21 protein-coding genes are annotated in these 23,736 nt (G+C 49.3%); 10 read left to right on the top strand and 11 right to left on the bottom strand.

Translation table 11 applies throughout. From position 1 onward, the window contains the following. Positions 1 to 69 precede the first annotated feature (69 nt). On the top strand, positions 70 to 1,770 hold the full coding sequence (locus LOC22_RS15405) for a lysophospholipid acyltransferase family protein (RefSeq protein ID WP_230239023.1): 1,701 nt from the start codon (positions 70 to 72) through the stop codon (positions 1,768 to 1,770). A gap of 79 nt (positions 1,771 to 1,849) precedes the next feature. Here LOC22_RS15405 and tauD read toward each other — a convergent pair whose 3' ends face one another. From tauD to mmuP, 6 genes are all read right to left on the bottom strand, one after another. Next, complete coding sequence (gene tauD / locus LOC22_RS15400) at positions 1,850 to 2,701, bottom strand: taurine dioxygenase (RefSeq protein WP_015571325.1); 852 nt, start codon at positions 2,699 to 2,701, stop codon at positions 1,850 to 1,852. Continuing rightward, positions 2,698 to 3,525 (bottom strand): taurine ABC transporter permease TauC, encoded by an 828-nt coding sequence (tauC, locus tag LOC22_RS15395; protein ID WP_230239022.1) that lies wholly within the window; start codon positions 3,523 to 3,525, stop codon positions 2,698 to 2,700. Before tauC ends, tauD begins: the two co-directional genes overlap by 4 nt. Continuing rightward, the gene (gene tauB / locus LOC22_RS15390; protein ID WP_017383143.1) at positions 3,522 to 4,289 is read right to left on the bottom strand and encodes a taurine ABC transporter ATP-binding subunit; all 768 of its coding nucleotides are present in this window, start codon (positions 4,287 to 4,289) and stop codon (positions 3,522 to 3,524) included. The genes tauC and tauB overlap by 4 nt, the downstream gene beginning before the upstream one ends. A 10-nt stretch (positions 4,290 to 4,299) precedes the next feature. Continuing rightward, positions 4,300 to 5,262 (bottom strand): taurine ABC transporter substrate-binding protein, encoded by a 963-nt coding sequence (gene tauA / locus LOC22_RS15385; protein ID WP_023303173.1) that lies wholly within the window; start codon positions 5,260 to 5,262, stop codon positions 4,300 to 4,302. A 222-nt stretch (positions 5,263 to 5,484) separates the two neighbouring features. Beyond that, on the bottom strand, positions 5,485 to 6,417 hold the full coding sequence (mmuM, locus tag LOC22_RS15380; protein WP_062938216.1) for a homocysteine S-methyltransferase: 933 nt from the start codon (positions 6,415 to 6,417) through the stop codon (positions 5,485 to 5,487). Continuing rightward, a complete protein-coding gene (gene mmuP, locus LOC22_RS15375) occupies positions 6,404 to 7,804 on the bottom strand; it encodes an S-methylmethionine permease (RefSeq protein ID WP_047365298.1) in 1,401 nt (466 codons plus the stop codon). Before mmuP ends, mmuM begins: the two co-directional genes overlap by 14 nt. Positions 7,805 to 7,961: 157 nt before the next feature. On the opposite strand from mmuP, the gene LOC22_RS15370 reads away from it, so the two are divergent. The 9 genes from LOC22_RS15370 to LOC22_RS15330 all read left to right on the top strand — a co-directional run bounded on the left by LOC22_RS15370 (position 7,962) and on the right by LOC22_RS15330 (position 18,077). Beyond that, positions 7,962 to 9,071, top strand: coding sequence for an AI-2E family transporter (locus tag LOC22_RS15370; RefSeq protein ID WP_017383139.1), 1,110 nt, complete (start codon positions 7,962 to 7,964; stop codon positions 9,069 to 9,071). Between the two features lie 114 nt (positions 9,072 to 9,185). Beyond that, positions 9,186 to 10,970, top strand: a complete 1,785-nt coding sequence (locus LOC22_RS15365; protein ID WP_230239021.1) for a diguanylate cyclase — start codon at positions 9,186 to 9,188, stop codon at positions 10,968 to 10,970. 383 nt (positions 10,971 to 11,353) lie between these two features. After that, positions 11,354 to 11,848, top strand: a complete 495-nt coding sequence (locus LOC22_RS15360) for a molybdopterin-dependent oxidoreductase (protein ID WP_023303170.1) — start codon at positions 11,354 to 11,356, stop codon at positions 11,846 to 11,848. Positions 11,849 to 11,865: 17 nt separating this feature from the next. After that, entirely contained in the window at positions 11,866 to 13,803 is a 1,938-nt protein-coding gene (locus LOC22_RS15355; protein WP_032671391.1) for a putative bifunctional diguanylate cyclase/phosphodiesterase, read from the top strand. Positions 13,804 to 14,062: 259 nt separating this feature from the next. Further along, complete coding sequence (locus LOC22_RS15350) at positions 14,063 to 14,320, top strand: YjhX family toxin (protein ID WP_003863178.1); 258 nt, start codon at positions 14,063 to 14,065, stop codon at positions 14,318 to 14,320. A 10-nt stretch (positions 14,321 to 14,330) separates the two neighbouring features. Continuing rightward, positions 14,331 to 15,068: an SAM-dependent methyltransferase gene (locus LOC22_RS15345; RefSeq protein ID WP_230239554.1), complete on the top strand. Its 738-nt coding sequence runs from the start codon at positions 14,331 to 14,333 to the stop codon at positions 15,066 to 15,068. Positions 15,069 to 15,626: 558 nt separating this feature from the next. Then, on the top strand, positions 15,627 to 15,866 hold the full coding sequence (locus LOC22_RS15340; RefSeq protein ID WP_230239020.1) for a helix-turn-helix transcriptional regulator: 240 nt from the start codon (positions 15,627 to 15,629) through the stop codon (positions 15,864 to 15,866). Positions 15,867 to 15,874: 8 nt separating this feature from the next. Continuing rightward, positions 15,875 to 17,266: a YfjI family protein gene (locus LOC22_RS15335; protein WP_230239019.1), complete on the top strand. Its 1,392-nt coding sequence runs from the start codon at positions 15,875 to 15,877 to the stop codon at positions 17,264 to 17,266. Positions 17,267 to 17,459: 193 nt separating this feature from the next. Next, a complete protein-coding gene (locus LOC22_RS15330; RefSeq protein WP_196347939.1) occupies positions 17,460 to 18,077 on the top strand; it encodes an inovirus Gp2 family protein in 618 nt (205 codons plus the stop codon). Between the two features lie 90 nt (positions 18,078 to 18,167). Here the strand turns inward: LOC22_RS15330 and LOC22_RS15325 are convergent, their stop codons facing one another. The 5 genes from LOC22_RS15325 to LOC22_RS15305 form a co-directional block, all read right to left on the bottom strand. Further along, positions 18,168 to 18,722: a hypothetical protein gene (locus LOC22_RS15325; RefSeq protein ID WP_130996895.1), complete on the bottom strand. Its 555-nt coding sequence runs from the start codon at positions 18,720 to 18,722 to the stop codon at positions 18,168 to 18,170. A gap of 185 nt (positions 18,723 to 18,907) precedes the next feature. After that, positions 18,908 to 20,872 carry a hypothetical protein gene (locus LOC22_RS15320; protein WP_230239018.1) on the bottom strand — a complete coding sequence of 655 codons (1,965 nt, stop codon included), beginning with the start codon at positions 20,870 to 20,872 and terminating at the stop codon, positions 18,908 to 18,910. Continuing rightward, a complete protein-coding gene (locus LOC22_RS15315) occupies positions 20,869 to 21,741 on the bottom strand; it encodes a hypothetical protein (RefSeq protein WP_196347937.1) in 873 nt (290 codons plus the stop codon). Before LOC22_RS15315 ends, LOC22_RS15320 begins: the two co-directional genes overlap by 4 nt. Next, a complete protein-coding gene (locus LOC22_RS15310) occupies positions 21,738 to 22,670 on the bottom strand; it encodes a TRAFAC clade GTPase domain-containing protein (RefSeq protein WP_198923898.1) in 933 nt (310 codons plus the stop codon). Before LOC22_RS15310 ends, LOC22_RS15315 begins: the two co-directional genes overlap by 4 nt. After that, the gene (locus LOC22_RS15305; protein ID WP_196347936.1) at positions 22,667 to 23,734 is read right to left on the bottom strand and encodes a GTPase-associated system all-helical protein GASH; all 1,068 of its coding nucleotides are present in this window, start codon (positions 23,732 to 23,734) and stop codon (positions 22,667 to 22,669) included. The genes LOC22_RS15310 and LOC22_RS15305 overlap by 4 nt, the downstream gene beginning before the upstream one ends. Between the last annotated feature and the right edge of the window lie 2 nt (positions 23,735 to 23,736).

The following is a 23,736-nucleotide window of genomic DNA, read 5'->3' as shown; positions in this document are numbered from 1 at the left end:
CACCAAACTGCAATACAAACGACATCTCCTCCTTCTACTGTCTGGGCAAGACGGCAGGAGGAGTGATCAATGTTTAGTCTCGACAGCGTTCTTGATGACCTTTGGCCTCAGGCGAGGCCCGCACCCTGGCAAAAAAGTCTGTTAAAAAGACTGCTTCACGAAGACGAATTTCAGCAGTTTGCCGCCAGCCACCGTCACCTGAAAGGGCTGGATATGGTGGAGCAGGTACTGGAACACCTTGATATTCACTGCTCCGTTTCCGCCCGCGACCTCGAACAAATCCCCGAACACGGCCCACTCATTGTGATAGCGAACCACCCCACCGGCACCCTGGATGGGCTGGCGCTGCTGTATGCCGTTTCCCGCGTGCGCCGCGACGTCAGGGTTGTTACCAACAGGATGCTGTCCCACCTTGAGCCCCTCAGCTCATTATTTATTCCCGTGGATAATATGGGCGGCAGAACCGCAAAAGCCTCGCTGATACAGATGGAGCAGCACCTGCAAAACGCCGGCGTGCTGATCTTCTTTCCGGCGGGCGAAGTTTCCCGCCCAACGCGCAAAGGCATCCGCGATAAAAAATGGCATCCGGGCTTTATCAAGCTGGCCGGCAAACTACGGGTGCCGCTACTCCCGGTACATATCCAGGCGCACAACAGCCTGCTGTTTTATGCCAGTACCCTGGTCTCGCCAACGGTATCCATGCTGCTGCTGATGCAACAGATGTTTCGCCGCCGTCACAGTCAGCTGCCGATCAAAATCGGCCAGCAGATTGCCTGGAATGACCGGTTTAGTTCTACCCTTTCATCGCGTGAGATGGCCGAGCAGTGTCGTCAGCACGTGATACGTCTTGGCAAGGGATTGCCTGGCGTCTTTAAAACCCAGTGCGCCATTGCCCGCCCGGAAGACAGGGCGACGCTCAAGCGCGAACTGGCGCAGGTCGAGTGTCTGGGCAAAACGAGCGATGGTAAGGCCATCTATCTTTGGCAGCGCAACGGGCAGGAAGAGGCGCCTCTGCTGCGCGAGCTGGGGCGGCTGCGCGAGATTGCCTTTCGTGCCGTGGAGGAAGGCAGCGGGAAGCGCCGGGATACCGACAGCTACGATGATGACTATCTGCACCTTATTCTGTGGGATGACGATGACCTGGAGATTGTCGGCGCGTACCGCTTTATGCCAACGGCCATGCAGGTGGAAAAGCGCGGCGTCGAGGGGTTGTACAGCTACAGCCTGTTCCACTACGACGAAAAAATGCAGGACATACTTGAGCACGGTATTGAGCTGGGGCGCAGCTTTATACAGCCGCGCTACTGGGGGCGTCGCGGTCTGGACTATCTGTGGTCAGGCATTGGCGCCTATCTGGCACGCTATCCCCATTACCGTTACCTGTTTGGTCCGGTGTCCATCTCCGGCGGCTTACCGCCTGCCGCACGGGATCTGCTGGTGGCGTTTTATCGTCTCTGGTTTCCGGCCAGCCATCCCTTAGCCGCCTCGCGTCAACCCTACCCGGCCTCACTTCCGGACGTGCTGGCACAGTTTGGCGGGGTGGATTACGTGGATGACCTGACAAAGCTGAAATCCCTGCTCGGCAACCTGGGTTGCGGCATCCCGCCGCTCTATAAACAGTATTCCGAGCTATGCGAGCCAGGCGGCGTGCAGTTTATCGATTTCGGCAGCGATCCGGCGTTCAATAACTGTATCGACGGGCTGGTGCTGGTGGATCTGTGTTATCTGAAGGCAAACCGCTATCAGCGGTATATAGAAGCACACCTTTAGCTCCGTTGCCCGGTGGCGCTGCGCTTACCGGGCCTACAATTAAACGTAGGCCGGGTAAGGCAACGCCGCCACCCGGCAATCAAGGCGCACGATAAAACGGCTTATCCCCCAGGATCGTCGCCCGCTGCATAATCCTTCGCTGCGGCAGGTAATCCGCATTGGCGTAATGCTGCGTGACGCGGTTATCCCAGATCGCCAGATCGTTCTCCTGCCAGCGCCAGCGCACCTGGAACTCCGGTTTGGTGATGTGCGCGAACAGGAAGCCAAGCAGCGCCTCACTCTCTTTTTCCGCTACGTCCACGATGCGCGTGGTGAACCCTTCATTCACAAACAGCGCCTGTTTGCCCGTCACCGGATGGGTCCGCACCACCGGGTGCAGCAGCGGGGGATGTTTTGCGACCGCATCCAGCCAGCGCTGATGTTCCTCTTTCGTTTTACGGTACTTGTACTCCGGGAACGATTTTTTGAAGTCATGCTCCGCCCGCAGGCCGCTCAGCAGGGTCTGGAGCGGCGCGGAGAGCGCCTCAAACGCAGCAATCCCGCTGGCCCACAGCGTATCCCCACCCGTTTCCGGCAGCTGTTTTGCTGCCAGAATCGCCCCGGCTGGCGGTGTGTCGATAAAGGTAACGTCCGTGTGCCAGTTGTCATTATCGGGCGGGTTATCGTTATGGGTGTCCAGCACGATAATTTCCTCCACCCCTTCCGCATGCGGGTAGACCGGGTGGATATGCAGGTCGCCAAAACGCAGGGCCAGCGCGCGCTGCTGCTGCGGGGTAATGGCCTGTTCACGCAGGAATACCACCTGATGACGCAGCACCGCGTGGTACAGCTGCTCAAACTGGTTATCGCTCAGCGGACGGGTTACGTCCAGGCCCGACACCTGCGCGCCAATATATGGCCCCAGCGGGGTAATGGTCAGTCGTTCACTCATTGTATTTCTCCATGCCAGGGCGTCAGGCGACGCTGTAGCGCGCGCAGTCCCAGTTCTAATCCAAAGGCAATCGCGGCGATCACCGCGATCCCTGCCAGTACCACGTCAGTCGCCAGGAACTCTCCCGCCGACTGCACCATAAACCCAAGGCCGCGCGTGGCGGCTATCAGCTCTGCCGCCACCAGCGTAGACCAGCCCACCCCAAGGCCGATGCGCAGCCCGGTCAGTATCTCCGGCAGCGCGCCTGGTATAATGACGAACAGCAGTATCTGCGCGCGGCTGGCGCCGAGCGACTGCGCCGCACGTATGCGTACCTGCTGCGCACTCTTTACGCCAGCCAGGGCCGACATGGCTACCGGCGCAAATATCGCCAGGTATATCAGTAAGATCTTTGACGTCTCGCCGATGCCAAACCAGATCACCATCAGGGGCAAATAAGCCAGCGGCGGGACGGGACGGTAAAGCTCTATCAGCGGGTCGAGAATGCCGCGTACCGTCGGGCTCAGTCCCATCGCGATCCCCACCGGAACGCCAATAATGACCGCCGCCAGCAGCGCCACCAGAATACGCATCAGACTGGCGCCTAAATGCTGCCAGAGCGTGGCATCCATAAAGCCCTGCGGCCCGGCGATAGTAATTAGTTTTTCCAGAACCTGGCCTGGCGGGGGCAGAAACAGCGGGCTGACCCACTGCTGCGCGGCAACCGCCCACCATACCGCCAGCAGCCCCACCAGCGTGCTGAGGCTTAAGGTGAGCTGGCGAGAGAACGGCCAGCGTAAGGCAAGGCGCGTCAGCCGCGTTTTTTCACTGAAAACAATGCTCATGAGAACGCCTCCCGTTGCTCAAACACGCGGCTTAAGACGTATTCACGCTGTTCAATAAACAGCGGATCGGATTTGATGCTGCGTACCGGCTCTCCCGCCACATAGCGGCGGGCAAACTCAAGCGGCAGGCGCTCCAGCACGCGTCCCGGCCCCGGTGAGAGCAGCACCAGCTCCGTCGCCATAAACACGGCCTCTTCGATATCGTGGGTGATTAACAGCACCTGCTTGCCGGTTTCGTGCCACAGGCGCAGCAGCAGGGTTTGCATCTGCTCGCGGGTGAAGGCATCCAGCGCCCCGAAAGGTTCGTCCAGCAACAGCAACTGTGGGTTAGCCGCCAGCGCACGGGCGATCCCGACGCGCTGACGCTGCCCGCCTGAAAGCTGCCAGATAAAGCGTTTTTCAGCCCCCTCCAGCCCGACCTTTTTCAGCATATCGCGCGCCGTACTCAGGCGCTGTTCACGCGCTACACCGGCCAGTTGCAGACCAAACGCAACGTTTTCCTGAACGTTTCGCCACGGGAGTAATCCTTCATTCTGGAAGACCACGCCGCGCTCTGCGCCCGGCCCCGTTACCCGTTTTCCTTCCAGCTGGATCGTGCCGTGCTGATACGGTACAAACCCGGCGATCAGGTTCAGCAGCGTCGTTTTCCCGCAGCCGGACGGCCCTAGCACCACCAGCAGTTCACCGCTGTCCAGCGTCAGGTTGATCTCTTCCAGGGCGGGTTTGCCGCCGTAATCGGCAGACAGGTTTGTAATGTTCAGCATTGCAGCCCCCTTATTTCACAAAGCGATCGGTCACGAACTGGCTGTAATCCGCCGCCACCGCAGGCACTTTGCCCTGCTCTTTCAGGAACGTGGCAGTGTCGACAATCGCTTTGCTCACCGGCCCGTTCAACTGCTGGATCTGCTGCGCAGGCGTCAGATAGGTGTTGCCTTTTACCAGCCCCGGCACGTCAGCTTCCGGCACGCCGCTCAGACGTGAGAGCTTCTCCAGGTTGGCGGGATGTTTCAGCCATTCATCCGGGTTGCTGATGTATGGCTGCTGTGCGTCGATGGCGCTTTTGGCGAAGGCTTTCACCACTTCAGGGTGTTTCTCGGCAAAGTCCTTCCGTACGACCCAGACGTCAAGGGTTGGCGCGCCCCACTGCCCCACTTTTTCGGAGTCGGTCAGCACGGTGCCCTCTTTTTCCAGCTCGTTGACGGCGGGCGCCCAGACGTATGCTCCATCGATGTCGCCACGCTGCCAGGCGGCAATAATCGCCGGAGGTTGCAGGTTAATGATCTGCACCTGGCCCGGCTTAATGCCCCAGTGTTTCAGCGCTGCCAGCAGGCTGTAATGCGTGGTGGAGATAAACGGCACCGCGATGCGTTTGCCGATCAAATCTTCGGGTTTCGTGATGCTTTTCTTCACCACCAGCGCTTCGGAATTTCCGAGCTGCGACGCCAGCAGGAAGACTTCAATCGGCACCTGCTGGCTGGCAGCCACCGCCAGCGGGCTGGAGCCCAGGTTGCCAATCTGCACATCGCCCGAGGCTAACGCCCGCACAATCGCCGCGCCGCTGTCGAACTTGCGCCAGTCGACATTCGCCCCGCTCGCTTTGGCGAAGGTGTTATCCGCCTGCGCGACTTTCGCCGGCTCAGCGGAAGTCTGATACGCGACGGTGACGTCCACCGCCTGCGCCTGAAATGCCCACAGCGCCAGTGCGCCGAGTAATGTGATTCGCGATGAAATTGCCATAGTGCCTGCTCCCCTTGTTGTTATAAGGGCAGTATTTCCGGCGCGAGAAATTTGATAAAGGAATAAAAAAGAATCGCTAATGACGATTAGTTTTTAGAAAAAAAGCGGGAAAGGATAGTGAATTTTGTGCGGTTGTTTCGCCGGGTGGCGCTGCGCTTACCCGGCCTACGGTTCGTGCAATTTGTAGGCCGGGTAAGGCGCAGCCGCCACCCGGCAAAGACCTCAGCGCTGAACCGTCAGCGCAGCAATATCCTGCGGCGTGGTGCGACAGCAGCCGCCAATCAGCTTCGCACCGGCATCCAGCCACTGCGGTAAATACCCCGCCAGCGTCTCGCAGGCTTCACCGTGGTGATGCCAGGTTTTGCTCACCGCATCATAATGCTCGCCGGAATTCGGATAGACCACCAGCGGCAGCGACGTCAGGCTGTGCAGATGCGTCAGCGCCGCGGTGGTGTTTTCCAGCGCGATACAGTTGATCCCCAGCGCGACAACCTGTGGGTAGCTTTCGAGCGCAGAAACGACATCCCGCAGCGGCGTCCCGTCACTCAGATGCTCGCTGTCACGCAGGGTAAATGAGAACCATGCCCGGGCGCGAGGATACGCCGTCAGCAACACCGCCAGCGCCTTAATCTCCGGGAAAGAAGGCAGCGTTTCACAGGCCAGCAGATCCGCGCCCGCATCCAGCAGCGCCTCCACGCGGGGACGGTGGAACGCGGTGAACTCTTCAGCGCGACGCACATAATCGCCGCGATATTCAGATCCATCGGCAAGGTACGCGCCGTACGGCCCTACCGACCCCGCCACCAGCAGCGTGCCCGCCTGCGCATTCTCTGCCAGGTACGCTTCCCGCGCTTTGCGTGCCAGCTCTACGCTTTTGCCAATCAACGCCCGGGATTGCGCCTCGTCCAGCCCGCGTGCGGCAAAGCCCGCAGGCGTGGCCTGATAGCTGGCGGTGATCGCCACCTGTGCCCCCGCGCGGTAATAGTCGAGGTGCACGTCCCGGATCAGCTCCGGGTTTTCCATCAGCACTTTGGCCGACCAGAGGCTGTCGGCAAGGTTACAACCGCGCGCTTCCAGCTCCGTTGCCATCGCCCCATCCAGCACGACAAACGGCTGGTTTTCAAGGAGGGCGGTAAGCGGATTATTCTGCGACATGTTCAGGCTCCTGCGTGGTCAGGTTTCGGGTCAGGTAGTACGCACCATAACACAGGGCGACAAACGGAAGCCCGCAATAAAGGGCAATACGCTGGCTGGGGTCAAACCACAGGCCGACGCAGGCCACCAGACAGAGGATAAAGCCAAGCACGGGCACCAGCGGATACCATGGCGCGCGATACTGCAACGCCGAAAGTGGCTGCCCGGACTGCACGTGACGGCGACGAAACACGAAGTGTGACGCGCAGATGCTGATCCACACCGCCACCACCGCAAAACCGGAAATGGCTGACAGGGCCACAAACACCGTATCCGGCGCAACCACGCTGGAGAACAGCGCCAGCACGCCACCCAGCATGGAAACGGAGAGCGCCGTCAGCGGCACGCCGTTTTTGTTGACGCGGGCAAAGCAGCGCGGCAGCGTTTTCTCGTTAGACAGAGACCACAGCATACGGCCAGAGGCATACAGGCCCGAGTTCGCCGCCGAGAGGATCGCCGTCAGGATCACGAAGTTAAAGATATCCGCCGCATACGGAATGCCGACCTTTTCAAACACCACCACGAACGGGCTTTTCTCCACGCCAGCCTGCTGCATCGGGATCAGCGCCGCCAGCACAAACACGGTGCCAATAAAGAAGATGATGAGCCGGGCGATGGTGGTGCGAATAGCAACCGGAATAACCTTGTGTGGGTTTTCCGTTTCTCCTGCCGCGATGCCGATAAGCTCCGTTCCGGAGAAGGCAAAGTTGACCGCCACCATGGTCATCAGGATCGGCAGACCGCCGTGCGGGAACCAGCCTTCGGCAGTAATGTTGTTTAAGCCCGGCGCCGGTGAACCGTCCTGCATCGGGATAAAACCGAAGATCGCCGCCCCGCCGAGAATAATGAAGGCGATGATGGTGATGACTTTCACCAGCGAGAACCAGAATTCCCCTTCGGCGAAGAAGCGCGTGGAAATGACGTTAAGAGCAAAAATCACCACGCAAAAGACGACGCACCACGTCCAGACGGGAACCTGCGGGAACCAATACTGCATACAGAACCCGGCTGCGGTAAAGCTCGATCCCAGCGCCACTGTCCACGTAAGCCAGTAGAGCCACGCCACGGTATACCCTGTCGCCGGGCCGAGATAACGAGCGGCGTAGACGTGGAACGCGCCGGTTTCCGGCATTGCTACGGAAAGCTCGCCCAGACACTGCATAACCAGCCAGACCACCAGCGCACCAATAAGATACGCCAGCAGCGTGCCCGCCGCGCCGGTTGTCGAAATGATGTATCCGGTATTGAAGAATAACCCTGTGCCGATAACGCCCCCCAGCGAGAGCATAATCAGGTGACGGGTTTTCATGGTGCGCTTAAGCTGCCCGTTTTGTTGTTCTGTTTGCATATTACCTTCTAAACGTATGGACATCTAAACATCCAAAGAAGGGTGTTATACCGCGATTGTTAACAAAAAGCCACCCGGCACGACTTCGGCGCAATTATTGGTAAATCTTTAAATCAGTTCTATAGTCGACACAGTTTCTTCTTCACCAGGACTCACTATGCGATTTAACGGACTGACCAAAGGTTTCTTTATTCTCATCCTGGCCCTTGTTACCTGGGCTTTCTTTGACGTGCTGTCTCCCTATTTCTCGGCGATTCTGTGGGCCGCGATCCTGACCATCATTTTCAACCCGGTGAAAAACAAACTGCGTACCGCGCTGGGCGATCGCAACGGGCTGGCTTCCCTCCTTACACTCGGCATTATCTGCCTGATCGTGTTTATTCCGTTGATGGTGATCCTTTCCTCGCTCGCGGTGGAACTGAACATGGTTTACACCAAGCTGCAACAGAACAACACGCAGTTCCCGGAAGTCATCGCCGGTATCTTCAATCGCCTGCCGGACTGGGCCAGCGGCTTCCTGGCGGATCACAACCTGACCAACGCCGCGCAGATTCAGAAAAAGCTTTCCGATGTCGCGTTACAGGGTGGACAGTATCTGGCGGGAAGCGCGTTCCTGATTGGTAAAGGGACGTTCGGCTTTGCTATTAGCTTCGGCATTATGCTGTACCTGCTGTTTTTCCTGCTCAAAGACGGGCCCTATCTGGTGCGCCAGATCCTCGACTCGCTGCCGCTGTCTGACTTCGCCAAACAGCACCTGTTCGCTAAGTTTGTCGGCGTCTCACGAGCCACGGTAAAAGGTACGGCGGTCGTGGCAGTGGTTCAGGGTACGCTTGGCGGTATCGCCTTTGCCATCGTCGGTATTGACGGTAGCGTACTGTGGGGAGCGCTGATGGCGTTCCTCTCCCTGGTGCCCGCCGTCGGCTCGGCTATCGTCTGGGTTCCCGCCGCGATCTTCCTGTTTGCCACTCACCAGTTGTGGCAGGGTCTGTTCATTGTGGGCTTTTTTGTCATTATCGTCGGGCTGGTGGACAACCTTTTACGTCCGCTGCTGGTGGGCAAAGACACCAAAATGCCGGACTACCTGATACTGATCACCACGCTCGGCGGTATGGAGCTGTACGGCATTAATGGTTTTGTGATTGGGCCGCTGATTGCCGCCCTGTTTATCGCCTGCTGGAACCTCTTCTCCGGCCGCGACCACGCAGGCAACGCCGAGGAGCTGGACGCAGACTTTATCGAAGAGGGAAAAAACCCTCCGGATCTCTAACGAAACGCGTTTTGTCAGGCGGCCCTGTGCCGCCTTTTTTTTCGCGATAAATCAGGGGTTTTCTATAATCTGAAATGAACGCTCTTCCACATTTGTCGTAGAAGGATCCAACAGGTGCGAATCGCCACGATCACAAACTGGGCCTATGGTGTCACGGTGTGCCTGACCATTGCCTCCGGTATCGTCATGCTGATGGCTTCCCATGCCGACAACGTAGAGCGTCAGGCTGTTAAGCAACGACAAATTTTTGACCAGCTTACGGAAGAGATTGAAGCAGAAACCTGGATGCTCTCCGATTTAGCGCGCCTTTACGCCATCAAAAAAGAGCCCGATGTGCTGAAAGCGTACCAGGCGAAAGAAGGTGAACTGAAGAATATTGAACACAAAGTGGGACAGTTAAAAGATACGGGCGCAACGGGCGAAGAGCTGGCGCTGCTGTATGAAGGGCTGAAGATTGTTGATGGCCTACAGGATGAACAGCAGGCAGCAATTGCCAGCGTCGCCCGGGGTGAGGAACAACAGGCCATTGCGTTACTCTTCGGCAAAATCTACGAACTTGAAACGGAACGCGCCCAGAGCAAGATTGACCATTTTCGTATGCTGCTGGATAAGCGCATTATTGCCGATGTCCAGGCAGCGACCAACACGTCGAAAACGCTGCGTACCGCCTCAGAGGTGATGGTCGGCCTGACCGCCCTGCTCTTCTTATTCGTGATGGGCTTTATTCTCAAGCACCGCGTGCTGCGCCCGGTAGTGCGCCTCAGCGATGTGGTTCACCGCCTGGCCTCACAGGATTACGGCGTCGAAACGCCCAATTTCAACCAGGTCGATGAGATAGGCGATATGGCGCAGGCCATTCGCATTTTCCGCGAGAACGGGCTGGCAAGGCAGCGGCTTGAAAAAGAACGCGACGCAGACTGGGCCATCCGCGAGCTGCTCGCGCGAATGACCCAGCGCTTGCAGGGGTGCGAGAACGTCAGCGACGTGATTGAGGTGGCAGAGCTGTTTGCTCCCAACATTGCGCCGGGTATCGCCGGACGTCTGTATATCCTGGATCGAAACCCGTGGGAGATGCGCTGTGCGGCGGAATGGTTATCTCCACAGGGAGAAAAAAATGCTTTCCACCCCGATCAATGCTGGGCCATACGCCGTGGTCAGAGCCACCCACCGGTCAACGGCGAGCCGGATATCGGTTGCCAGCATCTGCCTGAATCACAAAAAGACAGTTCACTGTGCGTGCCGCTCATTGCGCAGGGGGAAGCCATTGGTTTGCTGTCGTTTCAGAACATCACGCCTGAAACGGCGCCGTCCCGCGCATATCTCGAATTAATGGCGGAAGCCCTGGGTCTGGCGCTGGCCAACCAGCGTCTGCGCGATGCCCTGCTGGAAAAAGCGCTATTCGACCCGCTCACCGGCTTGCGTAACCGCCACCACCTGGAAGATACCCTGCGCACTCAGATAGCTCAGGCAATGCGCAATGATGAGCCGGTGAGCTGCATGATGATCGACATCGATCACTTTAAAAGCATTAACGATCGCTTCGGCCATGAGGCTGGCGATCATGTGATTAAGAGCGTGGCGACAATTGTTCAGCGTGCCGTGCACGATGCCGGCCTGGCCTTCCGCTTTGGTGGCGAAGAGTTTCTGGTGCTGCTAACGGGTGCGGATGAGGAAGAGGCTCACGCCTGCGCAACGGAGATTTATAACGGCGTCCATACGCTGTCGCTGCGCTATGGGCTTGCTGAGATTGGCCCGGTGGATGTGTCGATCGGGATAGCCAGTTACCCGCAGCACGCCCAAAGCGACGACCTGCTGCGCGCAGCAGATGTGGCGCTTTACCGGGCGAAAGAGCTGGGGCGCTCGCGGATCGTCAGTTTCAGTATGCTGGAGACGGGTTAACCGAAAATCCCTGCCAACGACGTCAGAGGTATGCGCACTCTCTTATTCCCTCACATTGAAGGTGCGTTATCATTCTTTGTACAAATAAATTCATCTTAACGATGCCACCATTGATAAAAAATGGGGGTGCGTAAATATATCAATAAATCAAAGCGATCATTTTTTAAACCCGGGTGGCTAATTACACTGAGTTTTTATGTTTTAAAAAACGTAAACTCCAGCCAGAGGTCTGCAATCACGGGGCAAACAACGATTATCCATTTGATTTTAATACATTTAATGAAGTATCGTTTGCAAAAAGCCATGGCGTTCAACAAAATAGACAAACTTATAGGATAAATAACTTATAATTCTTATACTTCTGTTAAAAAGAGGAGGCCAATATGCGAATAATCCTAATGCTGTGCTGCTTTTTGGTACAAAGTTTAAGCTGGGCTGGCGAACTGCCAAAGCCTGTGGGCAAACCCATCTTAACCATTACCGGTAATATAGAAAATACGAACGAAAATGGAAAAGCCGTTTTTGATATTGCCAGCCTGGAAAAACTGGGGATGGTGAGTTTCCAGACGACCTCTCCCTGGTATAATGGCCGCACGAAGTTTGAGGGTATCCCGATGCGCAAACTCATGGAGTATGTGGGTGCTAAGGGTTCTGTTCTGAATGTGGTTGCACTCAATGATTATACTACCGTCATCCCTCTCAGCGACTTCCAGAAATACAACGCCATCCTGGCGTTAAAGGTCAATGGCGAATATATGCGCATCCGCGATAAAGGTCCGTCATTCATCGTCTACCCTTATGACAGTCTTCCTGAACTCAATAATCAGATTTATTACTCGCGATCGGCCTGGCAGGTCAGCAAAATGAAGATTGAATAGTAGTTCAGGAGAACATAATGAACAGGATACTGGTTGGTATCATTTTTTCTCTTTTTATCACTACGGGATATATAGCCTTTCTTGTCTACGACCGTCAGCAGGAGTTGCAAAAATTGACTCACTACACTGAGTCCTGGTCTGTAGCCCAACTGGTATCTGAATATTACCGATTTGAATCATGGATTGGACTGTACGCAACCGAGACTGATGACGTTACGGTAGACCAGGTTCGCATGCGCCTGGAAATCATGCTGAGCCAGAATGATTTATTGAAAGAGGGCGGCCTGGGTCGTTATATAAACAGCGCGAAAGCGCATCAGGTGCTCGCCTTACGCCTGGAAAATATACTGAACTATCTGGATGGTCATCTTGAGAAAATGAGCCGTTCAGAGTTAAAGCTCTATCTGAAAAATATGCATTTACTGGATGCACCGCTAAGCCAGCTTTCATCAACGGCTTTAACAAAAGATGTTAATACAATCAATGAAACTAACCTAAAAATACAGGTTCTGTATTATATTTATTCAGCACTTTCGCTGTTACTGGTTATTTTAAGCTTCATACTGGGCTTTTTGATTATCTATCAAAATAAAAACATTCTCAAAGCACATACACAGGTTAAAACGCTGGCTGAAGAACTTCAGCTGTCCAAAGAAACCCTGCAAATCCAGAATACAAAACTGGAATACGATGTTTATCATGACTCCCTTACCGGCATGAAAAACCGTCTTTTCTTCTGGGATGATCTCAATAAACTTAATCTACAGGCTGAGGAAAAACATATTTCGGTCACGGTGATGTTATTCGATTTAGACCGGTTCAAAGAGGTGAATGATACCTACGGTCATGATGCTGGCGATTTACTGTTACGTGAGGTATCCACGCGCCTTAACGCTTTGAGCCGCTTTTCAGAGACATTTTATCGTTTGGGCGGTGACGAATTTGCTTTTCTCTCCAGTGGCTTAACCGAAGCCGCAGCCGTTTCACGCGCGCGAGAAATCAGTGATAGCATCAGCAAGCCCTATACAATTAATAATCAACTTATAAAAATAGCCACCTGTGTGGGTATTGTTTTATCGGATAACGAACGACGTTCAGATTACCTTTATAAATTTGCCGATCTGGCGCTCTATGAAGCCAAGAAAGAAGGTTCTCAGCAAATCAAAGTCTTCCGCCAGCGAATGCTACAGAAGTTGCAGGAAAGCAGAACCCTTGAAAATGATATGGCAAGAGCAATAGAGAATGATGAGTTTATTGTTTATTACCAGCCTATTGTGAATTCCGTCAGCAAGGAAATTTACGGCTATGAAGCGCTTATTCGCTGGATGCACCCCGTCAAGGGGATGCTCTCCCCGGATAGCTTTATTTTCGCCGCTGAAAAAACAGGCATGATCAACGAGATAGGTAAAACTGTACTTAAACTGGCCTGTAGGGAGGCGGTCTCCTGGGCTGTTCCGGCCAGGATCTCCGTCAACGTCTCGCCTGTTCAATTGGGCAGCAAATCATTTATTAATACGGTGCAGTCCGTTCTGGCTGAGACCGGGCTCCCGGCTAACCGTCTTGAGTTAGAGGTCACAGAGTCTTCCCTCTTCAGTGACAGAAATAACCCCATTGCGATCCTCAAAAAACTACGCTCACTGGGCGTAAGAATTTCTATTGATGATTTTGGCACAGGTTATTCGTCGCTCTCCAGACTCAGCGAACTGAATTTTGATAAAATCAAGATCGATAAATCTTTTGTCAATCCGATATCTACGCAAGAAGATGCGCTTAATATTGTGAAGCTGATTACCGGTATGGCTAAAAGCCTTAATATGGGCGTCATTGCCGAGGGCGTTGAGACCGAAGAGCAGCTTGAGCGGCTTCAGGCTCTGGGTTGCGAGCTTGTGCAGGGATATCTTTTCAGCAAACCACAGCCTCAGGTCGACAGCAAAATTAAGAGCGGCCAGGAATGATCCCCTCTCCTCAGCCCGATACCAACCGGGATCACATTTTTCACCCCTGGGTATTCACTGACAATAACCAGGTGTTATCATTCACCCCGTAAATACCTATCAACTCAAACCGAGGCTTTGATGCTGGAGAATGTAATCATCCGATAATCAGCTTCCCGACCTTTCCAGGCCGGACTGATTATCAATGCGCCGAAATCGTATGCGGACACCGCTATGTGTTTGCACGTTTTGCACATGATGATTAAACAGGTTTTCCAGTATGAATTTATCCCGTCAGGAACAACGTACCTTACACGTTCTCGCCAAAGGTGGCCGTATTGTGCACGTCCGCGATACCTCCGGCCGCGTCACCGCCGTTGAATGCTATAGCCGCGAAGGGCTACTGCTGGCTGACTGCACGCTCGCCGTTTTCAAAAAGCTCAAAACCAAAAAGCTGATCAAATCCGTTAACGGCCAGCCCTACCGCATTAACACCACCGGGCTGAATAACGTTCGCGCTCAGCCTGATAATCGTTGAGGAGAGGATGATGGATATCCCACGTATTTTTACTGTTAGCGAAAGCGAACACCGCATTCATAACCCCTTTACGCCAGAGAAGTACGCGACACTGGGCCGGGTGTTACGCATGAAGCCAGGCACATGCATTATCGATCTCGGTAGCGGCTCGGGAGAGATGCTTTGTACATGGGCACGTGATTACGGTATTACCGGTACCGGCATCGATATGAGCCCGCTCTTCACCGCGCAGGCCACGCTGCGCGCAGAGGAACTCGGCGTCAGCGAACGCGTCCATTTCATTCATAACGACGCGGCCGGCTACGTCGCAAATGAAAAATGTGACGTGGCGGCCTGCGTTGGCGCAACCTGGATTGCGGGTGGCGTAGCCGGGACAATGGATCTGCTGGCAAAAAGCCTCAAGCCCGGGGGAATAATGCTCATCGGCGAACCGTACTGGCGTCGGGTACCCGCGACGGAGGAGACAGCCCAGGCCTGCGGCGTCTCGTCGATTGCAGACTTTCTCACTCTGCCCAGTCTGGTTGCGTCTTTCGATCAACAGGGCTATGACCTGGTTGAAATGGTGCTGGCTGATCAGGAAGGCTGGGACAGGTACGAAGCCGCAAAATGGATGACCATGCGGCGCTGGCTGGAGGAAAACCCAGACGATGACTTCGCGCAGGAGGTTCGGGCGGAGCTGACGATAGCGCCTGAACGTCATGTGACGTACATTAGAACAGGCCAACATTTGAAAATAAATCGATGTTGATTGGTGTTGATTTTGTTATAAATCAATAGGTTATTAATAAATTACTTAGTTGACATCACTAAGCTTTGTGGTGACAATTCTTCCACTTTAATACATTAACTCAAAGAGGATACATTGAATGAATAATCCAGCTTTTGACATACCAGAGCGGGAGATGCTTATCATCATAGATTCAAATGCTGAATCAACACGTCCAGAAGTTGATTGGGCCGAATGCCAGGCACAGGTTAACGCTCTGTTTAAAAATGCCTATAGTGAAACTAAATGCTTCATTGCTCGTGCTAAGGTAAGATTCTCACAGCACATGAGAAGTATTAGCCGTATAGTTTTGCAATGTTTCTCATCCCCACGTCTACAATCCAAAAAACGTGCTTCAAGATCTCGTCGTAGCCATAGCGCTTCACGGAGCAGCGGCCGCTCAGCCAAATCAAGTGATAGTGACAGTTCCCCCTCGGACCCCTTACCTCTTCATAACTTATCTCTAAGTCTTGATTTAAATCTCTCATCGCTTTTTTCACTTTTTAGCATGGCTCATACCTCCATCGACGAGGTGATCAAATGAGCGGCATCCTGTTATCTCAATTAACTAAAGATATTCCTGCATCTCCTCTTATTTCCGTTAAGGAACTCGCCATCCTTCTCGGACGAAAGCCTCAGACTATCAGGAAGTGGCTTTGCCAAAATTCATTGCCTGAAGGTCTACCAAGGCCAAGAAAGTTAAATAACAAAAACTGCTGGCTAAGAACCGATATTGAATCCTTCATTGCGGCGATGTTTTCAAGTAACAATAACTTCTGAGGCGAAAGATGGAAAAAATTCCTTACCCAATTGATGCCTTTCCAGCAATCATGAGAAATGCTGCGTATGAAGAACAAAATATCACCAAAGCTCCCATGGCAATGATAGGGTCTGCAATGTTGAGCGCAGTATCCTTAGCTTGCCAAAGCAAAGTTGATGTAGAAAGGCCTGGAGGACTCAAAGGTCCAACATCTCTTTTTTTTGTTACAATCGCAGAATCAGGCGAACGAAAAAGTGCAATTGACAAAAATGTATTTTCTGCGATACATGAATGCGAAAAAATGTTCGCGCTGCAACACGCCGAAGAAATGAATTGGTATTCCGGTGCTGTTGAGATATATGAAGCAGAAAAGAAAGCTCTGTTTGCCAAATTAAAAATGCAGATAAAAAAAGGTCTTGATACCTCTCAAACCAAAGACGACATTGATGAATTAAATTCAAAAAAACCCGTCCTTCCCCGTTCACGCAGATTAATTATGAGTGACACCACTCCAGCGGCATTAAAAGATCATTTATCTGGGGAAGGTCGATCGGTCGGCATTCTCTCAGATGAAGGTGGTGTGGTGTTCGGTGGTTCCGCACTGAATAATCCTTCGCTCATCAATACAATATGGAGTGGCGGGGATGTACATATTGACAGAAAAAACAGGCCACCACTGACTATAACTGATGCAAGAGTCACATTATCAATTATGGTTCAGCAAAATTTATTGAATACATTTCAAAGAAGCAATAATAAAATTGCAAAGGATTCAGGGTTTAATGCCAGATGCCTATTCAGCCATCCTGTATCAACTCAAGGGTATCGGCAGATAAATAACCCCGTTACATCCAGAGAACATATGCCAATTTTCAGTGAACGAATTAAAGAATTAATTCTATCTAATCAGCACAATGATAGAATCATGTTGCAGTTTTCACCAACAGCCGCCAGCGCATGGATCGACTGGTATAATTTCGTTGAAACTCAAATGGCCTCAACAGGAGAACTTTTTGAGATCAGAGATTGTGCATCAAAAATTGCTGAGAATACAGCAAGAATCGCGGCATTGCTGCATTTCTTCAGAGGCGATGAAGGCGATATCACCCCTATAGCTACGAATGCGGCTGAAACAATCAGCTCATGGTATCTTGAAGAGTATCAACATTTTTTTGCAAGTGATAATAATAACAACGATGAAAATGAACTATTCGACTGGATTATCCATTATTGCCGTTCCCATGGTCTGGCACGTTTGAAGAAAAACATCATTCTTCAATATGGACCAGTTCGACTTAGGAATAAAAAGACTTTAGAACCATTACTGAAAAATCTTGCGTATACGCAGAAAATACTTTTTGAAACGAGGGGAAGAACGACTTACTTAATCCTAGTAAACTCAGGAATATGGCATTTATAAACTCAATAGAATGAATCTAATTGCAGAGTGATTTTTTCATAAAAAACAAACTCACAGTGAAATAAATGACAAAAAATCAAGTTGGATAGGTATTATTATACCTGTGTTTAACTATTTATATCTATTCATCTTGTTATATATGCATCATACAGCATCAACTGAACTAATACTTATAGATAGGTAGGTATATACTATGAAACAATATCAAGGATCACATGGTCTTCATGTGGCAGCTTGGCGTGATAGCATAATTGATGTTCTTGACAATGCTTCAAATGAATTTAGTCGCATTATGGCTGTGCGAGTAGATCTTCACTACCCAAGGATATTGGATAATGGAGACACTGTTTGCTGCTTCCCTAATCTCAAGTCAGGTGAGATATCGAGGTTTATTAACTCCCTAAAAGCGATGCTTGCTGCTCATGAATACCGGCGGGCACAGAACGGAACCCGAATCTACCCAAACACTTTACGCGATATGTGGGGAAAGGAGTACTCTCAATCCGGAAAATGCCATTATCATGCCTGTCTTGTATTCAATAAAGATGCATATTACCATCTTGGTAGCTATGATGATGATTGCCTGAGAGGCATGATTATAAATGCCTGGTACAGCGCATTAGGGTTACAGCTTGAGGATTGTCTAGGGCTGGTTCATTTCCCTGAAAACGGGAAATATATTCTGGACAAAAACAAACCAGATTTTATTTTTGATTACCATGCTTTGTTAAAGCGACTGGATTATCTAACGAAAGTTGATACCAAGATCTTTGGTGAAGGTGACCGAAACTTCGGTTGCAGCAGATCCTAGCCTAAAAAACATAAGGCCTTCGTTATAGAAGGCCTGATTATTAATCAATCAGACAAGCAGCAATAATTACTTAAAAAACAGCTTAGACTACTAACTGAGCCCAAAAGCAGCAGCAATAAGAGCAATTACTACACCAATAATTACTTTTCCCCACCAAGTATCATGCCAAGCTGGATCTGTGTTATTTTTATTATCGATAATCACATCTATAGTGGTTGTTTCATCAACGTTCACCAAACCAGCATCCTTACGCAACTGTTTACGCGTAATTTCATCCTCTACTTCTGCCCTGAGTTGCTTGAATTTCTGCTTAAGCTCCCGGTGATCACGTATAAAAAGCATGCAAATGGTTAAAATAGCAAAACCTGGTACAATAGGCTTATAAAGAGCGATAAGATCTCTATCATCGAAGGAGACAGATGGAATCCAACCCCATAATGGCTTCGTTAGTGGGTAATAAGTAAAGGAAATAACTGTACTAACAAGTCGATGAATGTTTTGGACTATCACAATGCCGCTATTGCTGGTCTCAATGAAGATCATTTTCAGAACAAACATGACAAAATAAACCATGACCATAGCAGTGATAAGCAAAGCAATTTTAGATCGCCTACCGGTAACCTTTAATTTCTCTTTTATTTTCATCAACAAATTCCTTTAAAAAAATTCACCCACTATTAACCCATCATTCATCTGCAATTACTTTTTAATATATTAATACTAGTCGCCCTCACATCTTCCCAAGTCCAATAATACAAGCTCCCTGCATATTTCCATGTTCAGCCGGGAGCTAAACTTTAATATCGAAATATGAAAACTAAAATATTAGCTCATGTAAATAATGCATCATGATACTTTTGGGCTCCATCTATACTCGATGCTACTTCTGAAAGCATTTTCCGCCCCTTTTTATCTTTAGCGAGCGCAGCATAACTACCTGTGGGCCAATTATGTCGAACATAAGCCTTTGTTATTGCCAAGCGAAAACGATATGCAAGATCCCAATTTGAAAACCAACCTAAGTCTGGTAAAAATGGAGATAGAAATTCCTCCCCTCTCAAAGAGAGCTTGGAGCGAAGCATTTTACTATGAATTTTATCATAAGCAAATTCAACAACCCTTAATCCTTCACCATCATTAGAAATAATGGCTAGAGAAATAAGAAAGCAATCGAATATCTCAGATTCCGATTCTGAAAGATCTTCAATAGCGTATATTCCTTCCCTCCAAGGGGCTATACCTGCATTCTTGACTGACGAAGATAACCACCCTAGAGAATCTGCAAGCATATAAAGCAAACTTTTACGCGATACTAAACTAAGTACTTTGGCCCTAAGTAGAAACTCTGGACGTCTAATAAGACCCTGAACCCAGACAGATGCTATATTAATATCATTCTTGTCTAAAGATTTAATTGTTTGTTCTGAAATATCCTCTGGACACTTTTTAAACAAAATATTTACTAAGTCAGTATTATCTCGTTTAATTGCACAGGCAATAAAATCACTAACTTCAGTTAATTCAATAGTAACAAATGGAATTAACGTAATTAATGATTCCGCATCCAACTGCTTATGTAATTGAATTAAAAAATCTGGCCTATTTTTGATAACATACTCACGAACTCGAGAATATCCATTACTTAATACCCAAAAATCCACTGTTTGTATTAAATCTATTATCCGATCAAACACTCGTGCCCAAGAACTCTCACCCGAAAAGATCAAAGAATCAATAAGTTTGAAAATTTCTTCTGACCTTACTGGCCAGAAGTTAGCAAGATTATCAATACCTGACTCAGTTAGTCTTGGAAAGCCATTTTTTTCAGTCAAACCATTTGTTATTATTAATCTAATTAATTCAGCTTGCAAAGGACTGGCTAACTTACCATCCATTAGATCCTGTTTTAATCGGACTCCATTATTACGCTCAGGAAAGGCTTCAATTACAAGATCAATTAAAGCTTCAGCATCATCGTTTCGGCAGCGTTTGTTGATTATATTAATTTCAATTAAAGGCCGAAACGAACCACGCTGACGTTGAACATCCTGTCCGTATACCCATAAAAAATTACGTAATTCTCCTCTACTACTGTTAGACCTGTTAGAAATGTCATTTACAGCAGCAATAATCCAATTGGAATCATATTTTTTAATTGAATAATTAGGCTTGTGAGATTTGGCCATCGAGACAGAAACATCAAAACGTACAGAACGACTTGTTTGAGAAACAATTGATACTGCAGTTTGAAAACGTAGGTTCCTTCTTAATCTAGGCCATTGTTGAGACCATACAGCAAATAACGCTCCATCTATTTCACCTGGAGTGACAATATCTATTTGTTTGTTATTTTTTTCGTATAATGACAATATCAGCTCTTGAACGACATCATTATTTATAGCTGATTCATCATTGGCGCTTAACATTTCTATATTTACATTCAAAGGCTGCTTATAGAATGCTAAATTATTAATCCCACTCGGCCTGACAAACAGCGATTTTAGAACTAATAAATCATCCAAACATTCGAACAAAGCAGGTTTGATAAATAATGCATGAGTCCACACGCAACCAGGTCTGGACATTTCTGGCGCAGGCCAAGTAAACATTAAAGCATAACATCCGATAGAAGGGACTGGTACTCCAGTCCAATACCCTTTCGAATTACCAAACACAGTCCCTGGAGCAAGATCACTCAACTCTGTTAAAAGTGAAATCTCATTCCCAAGAGGGAATGAAGATGCTAGCAGTCTATGCCCATCATCGTAGCCAAATAAACAATGCTCAAATTTCATTTTGTCGCCGTCATTAACCAAACAAGTGGTTCGGTAAGATCGTGCCCCTCTCCTTGCGGGCTGACAATCTGAATACGCCGACTTGCCAAACCTTTCGCGGCCTCATCAATAGCCGAATTGTCGTCAAGCCGCCCTCCCTGAGCAGAGACACCAAATATCTCAAAGTTAAAATAATCGACATTAGTTTTTAAAAACTGTGCAACTAAAGGCATATTTACAGATAACCATTCTTGAGGAGTATACCCCATAGAGCGAACAAGGTCCCAAGCTGAGATTAATATGGCAATCCGCCTTTTACGTTGTACAAAAGGAGGACGAGTAAGATCGCTAAGTAATTGGACTATTTTTACTTGCCAAGGTAAAAATTTTGGTTCCCATTCATTTAAAGCCATTTCATTCTCATTTATAGCACTGCTATCCTCTATTTGTTCTGCTTTGTTTATTGGCAACCTAGCATTCAGATCAGTAATTGAGAGATCATCTTCCTTTAGATCTGCACTAATAAAGAATAAAACGCCATCCTCCTCAGAAAAGGAGTCAACAAAGTCGCGATAGCACCTTCTTTCCTCCACCTGTCGATCAAAGGTTTCCCCAGCAAGATCAGGAAAGAAAGCAATTCCACATTCACCTGTAACGCGATTGCGTAGCATAATACTCACATTCATATCACCAGTCTGTGACGTTCTTGGTACCGCTTTAAACGTTCTCCAAGCAGTGGCAATACTATTCAAATAAGAGAAATCACCTTTATAATCGTAACATTCTAAACGACAGGGAGTTTCATTCGATTCCACCAAATGCCAGAGAGCAGCGAGAAAGGTTGTCTTACCTGATGCAGGTAGTCCCATTATGATAAAGTTAGAATTCACAGGGCACCTCTCCTCAACATAAGACGATCAAATTCATTATTCAAGACAGGCATTTTTACATCTAATATCTCCAAAGGCTTTGGGCTCATCCAAACTTGAAATAAAGGAGCTAATCCCTGTCCAGGTTCGGTACCGGCTTTTGGATTTCTGGCTGATGTATGAAAAAATGATAAGTTAAATTTTTCTTTTAAAAGAACCGTAATGACTTGCTCAAATTCAGTTAGTGCCTGCCTAGCATCATTCATCTCTTCACCTTGAAGAAGATCATATTTAGTCGTCACGAGCTGAATTTGTGTTTTTGCCAAAATACATCCGGAACTCAGCAATGCACGTATGGTTGTTCTGACTGAGGAAAAAACTTCATGTCTTGTACGAGAAGAAGCAACCCTTTCACCATCAACAATAAAAGCAATAGATGTTGCCTTGCATATTTCCACCATATCCATGGCTAGTTCTGGTTTATCGCGGATCTGTTTATAAACCTCTCCCGCGCGTTCTGAAATAAGCAGGTCTCGTCGTTGCAAATCGCTTTCGTTCGAAACAGCAAGATGAAAAAAACTCAAACCGTCCTGAACTGATGTCCTCGGTGTTTCAGGGGTATACATCCCAGATGCAGCCCGAGACTGGTAACATTTTCGTTCAAAGCCCAATAGGCTTAAGCTATTGCAAAACATAGTGTTTGCAAAAGGGCCACGTAGAAAACGACCATATAACTCAGTAATTAAGGTTGTTTTACCACCATTTTTCTCTCCAACTACTGCAATAATTGCAGAATCTCGCCAACAGAGAAGCTCATCGGCCTCTTCAAGAGTGAGCATCATTGCAGAGGGTAAAATCTCCCAACTTTGGCTCTGTGCAGGTACCTCTGCTGTGACCGGCTGTTCGAAGACATCCAAGTCACTATCTAATTCACCTTGTTCATCTATCACATTAATTGTCCTAACAGATGTTCGCGGTACAGCTGTTCACCCAATATCAAAGGTGAGAATTCAGCATTTGCGTCAAGACCAGTTTTGGTCTGAAATAAAGTATGCCACAAACCAGTCCCAACGGTTCTTGCTGAATCAATAGCGCATGAAACAGGTGCTAATATAGGGGACAGGTGGTGAGGGACATTCAGCATTTTCAGTTCAACAGCAGTAAAGCTATCAATTACAGATGCTAAACTCGAAGCTTGTTTTTTCGATTTTTTGGAAGCTGAAATGACACGTTCCAACATAGCAGGAATAGCAATGGGACCTAGTTGTGTATAAGTAGTTAACGTCCCCAAATCTACAGCGCCTACAACAGCTGCTTGCATCGGTCCAAAGGTCGAAAAACTTCGCTCGAAGGTGCGACTATAACCACCTGTCAACCACCAAAGCATCTGACTCTCTTCTTGCATTACCGAAGTCCGATGCTCAAATTCCTCTAATACATCCGTAACTTGCTTTGCTGAAGAAACTGCTGATGTTCGATATTCCTCTCTCATCTTGCCAAGAATGCTTGTTAGAGCTTCCCAAGTGTTAGTTTGCCCAAGCTCGGTAATTTCCGAACCAAGCTTGGATGGACCTGGAGGCGAGATTTTAGTTTGTACTTCAGTAAGCCTCCGCTCTTCAACCGAGAGTCTTAAAAATGACTCTTCAGCTGCGGATAGCAGCCAATTAGATTGAGATGGTACACGCGTTCCTTTTATCCCCGCGCTAATAACAGCCAGAATAGCCTTTGAGTTTTCTTCTTCAACCAAGCCACTAAGAACAAGTGAAGCGAGTATGCGGGATTCCCGCTCATTGTTAACTAAACTAAAGCCAGCATCTTCCTGAGCAAACTCATCCCTAAACCATTCTAGATTGCCACTTGAAAAACCGTAATAAAATAAAACCAAATCAACAAGTTGTGCGTCAGTTATATCTGTAATGATACGTTTAACGGGCTCATGTCTGGAGTTGATTTTTTCTGATGAAGGCTCCAGCCCAGCTTCCGAATATCGATCTGCGAATGTAAATTTTGCCATGT

The organism is Enterobacter sp. AN-K1 (genome assembly GCF_020971765.1).
In the GTDB taxonomy this organism is placed as follows: domain Bacteria; phylum Pseudomonadota; class Gammaproteobacteria; order Enterobacterales; family Enterobacteriaceae; genus Enterobacter; species Enterobacter hormaechei_C.
Note: the sequence above shows the minus strand (reverse complement) of the source record. Positions and strands in the feature narration are given on the sequence as shown.